This window comes from Streptomyces sp. NPDC000983 (assembly GCF_040299205.1).
Lineage (GTDB): Bacteria > Actinomycetota > Actinomycetes > Streptomycetales > Streptomycetaceae > Streptomyces.
In genome coordinates this window covers 439,885-447,761 of the sequence record NZ_JBEPBM010000002.1, presented here as the reverse complement: position 1 = coordinate 447,761, position 7,877 = coordinate 439,885, and the positions used below count along the sequence as shown (strand labels likewise).

At 72.2% G+C, this 7,877-nt stretch carries 3 protein-coding genes; 2 read left to right on the top strand and 1 reads right to left on the bottom strand.

Going from position 1 to position 7,877, the window contains the following annotated elements; translation table 11 throughout:
- Positions 1 to 139: 139 nt before the first annotated feature.
- Positions 140 to 646: a lamin tail domain-containing protein gene (locus ABT296_RS03995; protein WP_351922879.1), complete on the bottom strand. Its 507-nt coding sequence runs from the start codon at positions 644 to 646 to the stop codon at positions 140 to 142.
- 1,074 nt (positions 647 to 1,720) lie between these two features.
- Here ABT296_RS03995 and ABT296_RS03990 point away from each other — a divergent pair.
- Positions 1,721 to 4,735: an FG-GAP-like repeat-containing protein gene (locus tag ABT296_RS03990; RefSeq protein WP_351922877.1), complete on the top strand. Its 3,015-nt coding sequence runs from the start codon at positions 1,721 to 1,723 to the stop codon at positions 4,733 to 4,735.
- Positions 4,736 to 5,109: 374 nt separating this feature from the next.
- A complete protein-coding gene (locus ABT296_RS03985; RefSeq protein WP_351922875.1) occupies positions 5,110 to 7,782 on the top strand; it encodes a zinc ribbon domain-containing protein in 2,673 nt (890 codons plus the stop codon).
- The last annotated feature ends 95 nt before the right edge of the window (positions 7,783 to 7,877 follow it).

Genomic DNA, 7,877 nt, shown 5'->3' with positions numbered 1-7,877 from the left:
CGCGGCACTCCCCCTCTTCCGCCTGGGGGCGGCCGGCCCTTTGCCCTCTGTGGGCCTCCGCCTCCACGGAGGGGGCCCCCCGGGGCGGGGGGGGCCCGCCCGCGCCCGTGTTGTTGTCGGGTGTGCGTGTGGTGTGGGGTCAGTGGTGGCGGCCGCCGCCGTTGTGGTGGTGCCCGCCACCGCCGTGGCGGTGGTGGCCCCAGGAGTCGCTGTCGATGTAGCGGCCGCGGTCGTTGCGGAGGGTGGCGGTGTCGCGGTTGTCCCAGATGTAGCGGCGGCTGTCCTGGTACAGGTCGGTGTCGGTGTCGCGGCCGCGTCCGGTGTGGATACGGACCGTGGTACGGCCCTCCAGGCGGTAGTCCTCGAAGGTGTAGGTCTTGCCGTCCTCGTTCTTCAGGGTCCAGCCGTCGAGGTTGACGCTGCGGCGGGCGTTGTTGGTGATCTCCACCCACTCCCGGTTCAGGGAGCGGTTGGAGCCGTCGTCGTGGCCGGGGGAGTTGTACTGGACGTCCGAGATCGTCACCCTCGACCGCTCAGGGCGGTGGTCGGCGGCCGATGCCGGCAGCGTGACCACGGAGACCACGGCGCCGGCGGCGAGCGCGGCGGCGACGAGACTGCGGGCGGTGACAGAAGCGGAAGCGGACATGAGTCCCCCTCAGGGTGCAGACACCATCCCCGACAGCCTGAACGGGCTCCGGGATCCGGTGTGATGTGCGTCGGCGACCGGCTGGCCGCACACACACCTTGTCCACACCACCGGGCACCTACGGGCAGAACATGACCTCTGTTACCTGCTGCCCACATTTCCATAACCCTCAGATGCAACGCCCACTTATGTCCCATATGGTCGCGTTGACGTACCCACAGGCCGGGGGAGGTCTTGTGGGGATCGGGGCAGGGCCTCTCTCCGCCATGGCGCGCCACCCTGCGAGGGTTCGGGCCGTCACCCGAAAGTGAGTAACAGCAGAAGGGGTCCGCGAATCCGCTCCAGACCGCTGCCAGTGGCTTCGTTCGTCTCCAGTGCCGTGACCGCGTAGTTCGCCGCGTTGGCGGTCCTTGCGGTGTGGATGTGCGGTGACATCCGATCCGACCGCCGGAGGCGCGGTGGCCGAGCCCGTCCGTGTGCGCAGACCGACAGACCAGGAGGGTCAGAAGCTGCCGCAGATCGTGCGCCGGGGCAGCGCCAGTTCGGTTCGCTACCGGCGGCGGCATCAAGCGAGGACGTGTCCACCGCACCACAAGCGCACCAGACAGAGCGGGGACCAACGGGCAACGACGGGGAACGTGACCAAGGGCAATGAGCCCTCGTCCTGGACATCGGCCCGGTTCAGTTCATGAGCGGGCCGCACATGCCCGCAGCTTCCCAAGCCGAGAGCGCGAGTTCGGTTCTCGTCACCCGCTCCATTTCGAACCCCCAGGTAATTGACCCGGCCGCGCGGTGACAGAGCGTCCATGCTGATGGCACTGGGGCACTCCACCACGAACTGCACCGACAGCTCGCGCCGCATTCCGATCACGGCGAGCAGGTCCTGGCCGACCGGGAACGCATCCTCGGCGCCGACCACCCCGTCGGCTCAGCAAGGTCCACCCTCCTCAACCGGTGTTAATATCCGCCCACTTGTTCGGGGGGATGGGGCCCTCCTTCAGGGAGGGGAAGCAAGTGGCGCGGCGTTGCTTTGGGCGTGGGTTTGTCGGTGTGGTCGTCGGGTTGGGGCTCTCCGTGTCCGCCGTGCCGCCGCTGGTCGCGCCCGCGTACGCGGACAGTGCGTCGGAGATCGTCGTTCCGGCCACCATGCGAACGACTCCGCGCGTGGCGTATCTGCAGAGCGCGGGGGCGACCGGCTTCCTGGAGTACCGCTCCACCACCGAGGGGGCCGGGCTCTGGTGGACCGGCTACGACGGCAGCCGTAAGCCCGTCGAAGGCGGCGCGGGACTCGCACCGCGCAGCGGGGGCTCGTACGGCACCGCTTCGGACGTCGTCGCCCTGCGCCCGTCCCCGAGCAGTGGTGGGCGGGTCCCGCTCCTGGACATGGCGACCGGCACGACGGAGACGGTGACCGTCCCTGCGGGCCAGGAGTACATGCAGACGTACGGACGTACCGTGCTCACCGGTACGTCGACGGGCGGGAAACGGACCGGGCTCTTCCTGCTGCGTCATGAGAACGGCGGCACGGTCCGGACGCCCGTCACCGGGTTGCCGGACGGGGTGGAGTTCCCCTTCTTCACCAGGGGTTCGGCCTTCGGGATCCTCGTCAACTACTACGGTCCGGAGAGGGTCCTCCGGTACGCCTGGGTGGACACGGAGACCGGTGCCGCCACGATTCTGCCGCCGCTGGTGGCGAACACGGACACCGTCGTGGGGCCCGGCTACCTGGTCGGCATGTACGGCACGTCCCGGGCGCGGGTGTACGCCGAGGGTGCCTACGACGCGCCTGTTCACGAGGTCGCGCTGCCCCGCACCTCGGAGAACAAGGTGCTCGGCGTCGTCGGAGACGCGGTGGTCGTCGCGCGGCGCGACGGTTCGTCGGAAGCCTGGAGCGTCTCGGCCCTGCCCTTCGACGGCTCCGCGGAGCTGCCCCTGTTCGAGCGCGCCGATCCCACCGCCGTCGTGAGCCCCGACGGCGGCCTGGTCGTCGCCGGCGGCGAATCCGCGCTGGACTACGGCATCGCCAAGGTCGAGGCGGGGGCCGACGGTCTGCCCCGGGCCCGCCGGATCGTGGGTCTCGCCCCCGTACCCCTGGGGATCGAGTCGCTCGACCTGAGCGGCGGCGAGCTGATGACCTACGAGTCCGGCGACGACATGACGCGCCTGTACAGCCGCTCGCTGACCACGGCGGGGGACCTGACGGCGGGCACGCGCACGGATCGGGGACGGACCCGCAGGTGCGGGACCGCGGTCGGGGACCACGGGGCCTGTCCCGACCTCAGAGGTACGGGCGACGGCCGGGCCGTCATCCGGTACATACCCGGCGAGGTCCTGGTGCTGGACCGGGGTCAGTCCCTTCCCGGCACCGTGATCGGCTCGGGTCTCCAGGACGACCAGGGCGTCGTGGACGTCGCGGGCCGGTATGCGAGCTGGTACGGCCCCTCGCCCGCGGGAGACGGCCTGAACGTGGCGGATCTCGACACGGGGAAGGTCGTACTGACCCGGACGGGCGCGGCCGGCAAGGTCCCCGCCCGCCTGTGGGGGGAGACGCTGTGGACGGCGGCCGATGACGGCGTCGTCACTGCCCAGGAGGTGCGTTCGGGCGACACGATCACGTCGTTCCGGGTGTTCGGCGCCGGCAGCGGCTGCGCTCCGGGCAACCTCCAGGCCGTGGGACGCTGGGTGCACTGGTCCGGCTGGTGCAGCACCGCCCAGGGCGGCGAGTCGAAGGCGTACGTGTACGACACCCGCCGGAAGACGCTCATCGACGTGCCCACGGGCCCGGAGCCGCGCCTGGGCGACGGCTTCCTGGTCACGCGCGCCGCCACGTCCGGCGCGCTGGTCCTCACGGACGTCACGAGCGGCTCCGCGGTGAGCCGGACCCTGGCGGCCAGGGCGGGGAAGTGGGACCTCGACCCGTACACCGGCCTCGTCGGCTACGTGGACCCGGCCTCCCAGGACATCCACGTCCGGCGCGCCGGCGTCCCCGTCACGGACCTCGCGGTCCTGGGGGCGAAGGCGGAACCCGCCATCGGCGCGGGGGAGACGTCGGCCTCGTGGGACGGTACGTGGTGGCTGTCGAAGCCGGCCGCGTCATGGACGCTGGTGCTCAGGAACAAGGCGTCCGGGGCCACCGTGCGCACGCTGTCCGGCGGTGCCGCGCACGACGCGGTCCGCGCGTCCTGGAACGGCCGGACGTCGACGGGCGCGTACGTGCCGAACGGCACGTACGGCTGGACGCTGACGGCGGCCCCGGCCGACGGGCAGGGTGCGTCGGCGACGGCTTCCGGCACGCTGAGGCTGACCGGCGGTGCCGCGGTCAGACGCGACCAGGTCGGGTCGGACGGCATCGGGGACCTGCTCACGCTCACCTCGGCGGGCACGCTCTCCTTCCACCGGGGCGACGGCGGCGGGAAGTTCTCGACGAAGACCTCGGCCTCGGGCTGGCCGTCCTCGATCACGGCGGTGCCGTTCGGGGACCTCGACGGCGACCGCTGCAACGACGTGCTCGTGCGGTTCGCCAGTGGTGTGCTGCGGGCGTACCGCCCGGGGTGCGGCAAGGCGCTGACGACGTCCACGCCGTACACCACGCTGGGCGGGTCGGGCTGGAACCAGTACGACGTGCTGACCTCACCGGGCGACATCACCGGCGACGGCCGGGCGGAGCTGCTGGCCCGCCAGGCGTCCACCGGTGACGTCTACCTGTACCGGGCCACCGGTGGCGGCGCGTTCTCGACCCGGGTGAAGATCTTCTCCAAGTGGTCCGGCTACAAGAAGATCGTCGGCGTCGGCGACCTCAACGGTGACGGTCACGGGGACCTGCTGGCGCAGGACAGGTCGAACAAGCTGTGGCGGTACGCGGGCACGGCGAGCGGCGGCTTCAAGGCGCGGGTCGCGGTGGCCGACGGCTGGGGTGCCTCCTACGACGTCGTGGTGGGTGTCGGTGACATCACCGGGGACGGGAGGGCGGACGTCGTCTCCCGTGACACCTCCGGCCGGCTGTGGCGCAACAGCGGTGACGGCAAGGGTTCGTTCGGGGCGCGCGTACAGATCGCCGCCGGGTGGCAGGGGTACAGGGCCCTGCGCTGACCGCTCGGGGCGTTTCCTCGCCGAGTGGACAAGTAGGGCTTTTACGCGACCACATGACGGGCGGTCAGTGACATGTGCAGGGCAGTCGGCGAAGCCGGTCACGGGGTTTCGCACACCTCGCCGTGCTGGGTTTGCGCCGGTCAGAGGCGTATGGCCGACGTTTGGCCATTGCACTGGTCGCCTCGGGCTGCTATCAATTCCCCACGCAACAACCACGGGATCTTCACAAGTGAGGGACTCCTCCCCGTTCGGTGCCCAGGGCGCGGAGGTCGGTGTGCAAGCCGGTGTCCGGGTTCGTGGTGCGTCCGGGCGGTCGGGGGTTCGCTCCGCCTCACCCGTCGGCCCGCCGGGCCGCCAGTCCTCCAGGGAAGTCCATGAGCACCTGTCCGTCCTGCGCCGCGCCGATAGCCGCGGGCCACGCGTTCTGCAGCAGTTGCGGGGCAGCGATCACGGTGACGACGGCGACCGCGGCGACGCCGCCGCCGATGCCGCCCGTACCGCCCGCACCCCCGTCGGCGCCACAGACCCCGCCCCCGCCCGTGCCACCGTCGGCGCCCGTCGGGCCCGTCGCTCCCGGCCGGGCGGCCGTCTGGTTCGAGCGGGTGCGGCCGGACAACCGGTCCGCGAAGGCCGCCGCCGTCGGCGCGCTTTCGGCGCTGGGGAGTCAGCTCGCGCTGCTGTTCGTCGTCATCGTCCTGGTCGCGCAGTTCGCGCTGGAGGAGGACTCCGGCACGGTCGGCGACTGGCTGATCAGCACCGTGTGGGTGGCCTGCCTCGCCCTTCGGGGGACGTTGAGCCTGACCCTGGAGGGGAGTTCGGCATCGTCGTCCGACAGCTTCGGCGAGTTCGCGCCGAGCGGTGTCGCCGGGCAGGGGGAGTTCGGACTCACCGTGCAGGTGCTGCTGTTCACCTGCACCGGGCTGCTGGCGGTGTGGTGGTTCGCCCGGCGTGACGAGCGGCGCGCCGGAGCGGACACCTGGGCCCGGGTCGCGGGACGGTCCGCCACCGGCGCGCTGGTGTACGCCGTCGCCCTGGGCGTTCTGGCCCTGGCCACGCACTCCTCGGCCGTGTACGGGATGTCGACCGAGGAACTCGGCTCCGTCTCCGTCGACTTGGGGGTCTCCCTCTGGCCGCTCCTCGCGTACACGCTGCTCTTCGTCTTCCTCGCCGACCTCGCCGGTCGTGCCCTCGTCCGGTACCGCGCCGCGGACGCGCTGCCGGGCACGGCGGCCGGACGGCTGCGCGCGTGGCGTTCCCCCGTGGTCGCCGCGGGCACCGTGAGCGCGGTCCTGCTCGGCCTGTCCGCCCTGACGGCGCTGGGCTTCGCGGTGTTCGGCGACACCGGTGACCTCGGCACCGGTGCCGCGCTGGGTCTTTCGCTGCTCACGCTCGTCAACTCCGCGGTCATGCTGGCCGGTGTGGCCATGGGCGTCACCGTCGGCGGTTCGCTGACCGGTGCCGCGAGCGTCGAGTCCTTCCTCGGCAGTGATGACGCCGGTCAGTTGGAGGAGGCGAAGGCGGGCCTGTTCACGGGCGGCATGCCCGGCCCCGCCTACCTGTTGCTGCTCGCCGTCGCGCTGGTGGTGGTCCTCGCGGCGGTGCGTCACGCGCTGGCCCACGACCCCCGGGAGCGGCTGCTGCCCACGCTGTGGCGGTTCGCGGTCGTCATGGCCGTGGTGTGGGTGCCGCTCGGCGTGGTGTCCGGGCTGAGCGCGGAGATCGACGGCGGCGTCGACACCGGTGCCGGGGCCTTCGGTGCCAGCGGCAGCGCGCACGGCTCCGTGACCTTCGGGCTGAGCCTGTTCGGGACCCTGTTCGTGGCACTGGCCTGGGGCGCGCTGCTGCTGCTCGCGGCCCAGTTCCTGACCCGGCCGCTGCTGAGCGCCTTCCCCGCCACGGGTGCCCGGGTGCTGCGGCTGCCCGGCCTGCCCGTGCACCCGCAGTGGGCGGCGCTGCTGGCCGACGCCGCGCGCCGCAAGGGCCGTACGGTGCCGGGCCAGCTCACGGACTCGGAGACCGAGCCGCTCGCCTGTCCGCCGCTGGCCACCGACGCGAAGTGGGCGCGGCTCACCGGTGTCGGCCTGGTCGCCGCCGTCGTGCTCGGCGGTGGCGGCACCGCCGCCTGGGCCGTGGTGGGTTCCCAGGTCTACGGGCCGGAGGCCGCCGCCGAGGACTACCTCCGGGCCGTCGCCGAAGGGCGGGCCGAGGACGCCCTGGCCCTCCTCGACCGCGCCCCCTCCGGGCCGCTGCTGACCGAGGCCGCCCTCGACAGCCAGCGCGAGGCCGCCGCGCTGACCGAGGTGAGCGTGGGCGAGGTCGACGAGTCCGACACGACGGCGACGGTCACCGTCACCTACTCGGTGGACGGGCAGGAGCGCGAGACCTCGCTGCTCCTGGTCGCCGACGAGGACGACCACTTCGGACTCTGGCGCAGCTGGAAGGTCTCCGACGGCCTGGGCAGCGTCGACGTGACCGCGTCCGGGCTGCTCGACGAGGTCGAAGTGAACGGCGTGCAGGTGCCGTTGGAGGACGGCTACGCCGAACTCACCGTCTTTCCGGGGCTGGTGACCGTCGAGGGAGTGAACTCCGGTTACCTCTCCGCCGACGGCGGCGGCTCGGTCCTCGTGGAGCCCGGCGGCTCCGGGACCGCCGACGGCCTCGAAGCGGCACTCACCGAGGAGGGCGAGCAGGCCGCCCGGACCGCCGTACTCACCGAGCTGGCGCAGTGCGCGGAGCGCAGCACGACCCTCGAACCCGAGGACTGCCCGCTGGCCCCGGACACCTACTACTCCTCGCTCGACGAGGCCGAGGACGTCCGCTGGACCCAGAAGTCCGAGCCGGACGTGGAGACCGAGCTGGCCGAGGACGGCACCGTGACCGCCTACGGCGAGCTGGACTTCGAGGTGCGCTGGGTCGCCGTCGACACCTTCGCGGACACCGAGGACAAGCAGAAGGACACCTCCACGGGTTCCTTCACCGCGACCGTCGACCTCTCCGGCGGCTCCCCCACCGTGACCTTCGAACCCGGCTACGGCTACGGCTGGTGACCCGCGCCGGGACCCTCGAACCCGGCTACCGCCGGTGACCCCCCGCCGGCCCTGACCGGGCCGGCGTCCGGCACTCCGCGCCACGACCAGGACGC

Bases quoted from the DNA above. Each gene is read 5' to 3' on its own strand.
- ABT296_RS03995 (WP_351922879.1), bottom strand. From the start codon at position 646: ATGTCCGCTTCCGCTTCTGTCACCGCCCGCAGTCTCGTCGCCGCCGCG.
- ABT296_RS03985 (WP_351922875.1), top strand. From the start codon at position 5,110: ATGAGCACCTGTCCGTCCTGCGCCGCGCCGATAGCCGCGGGCCACGCG.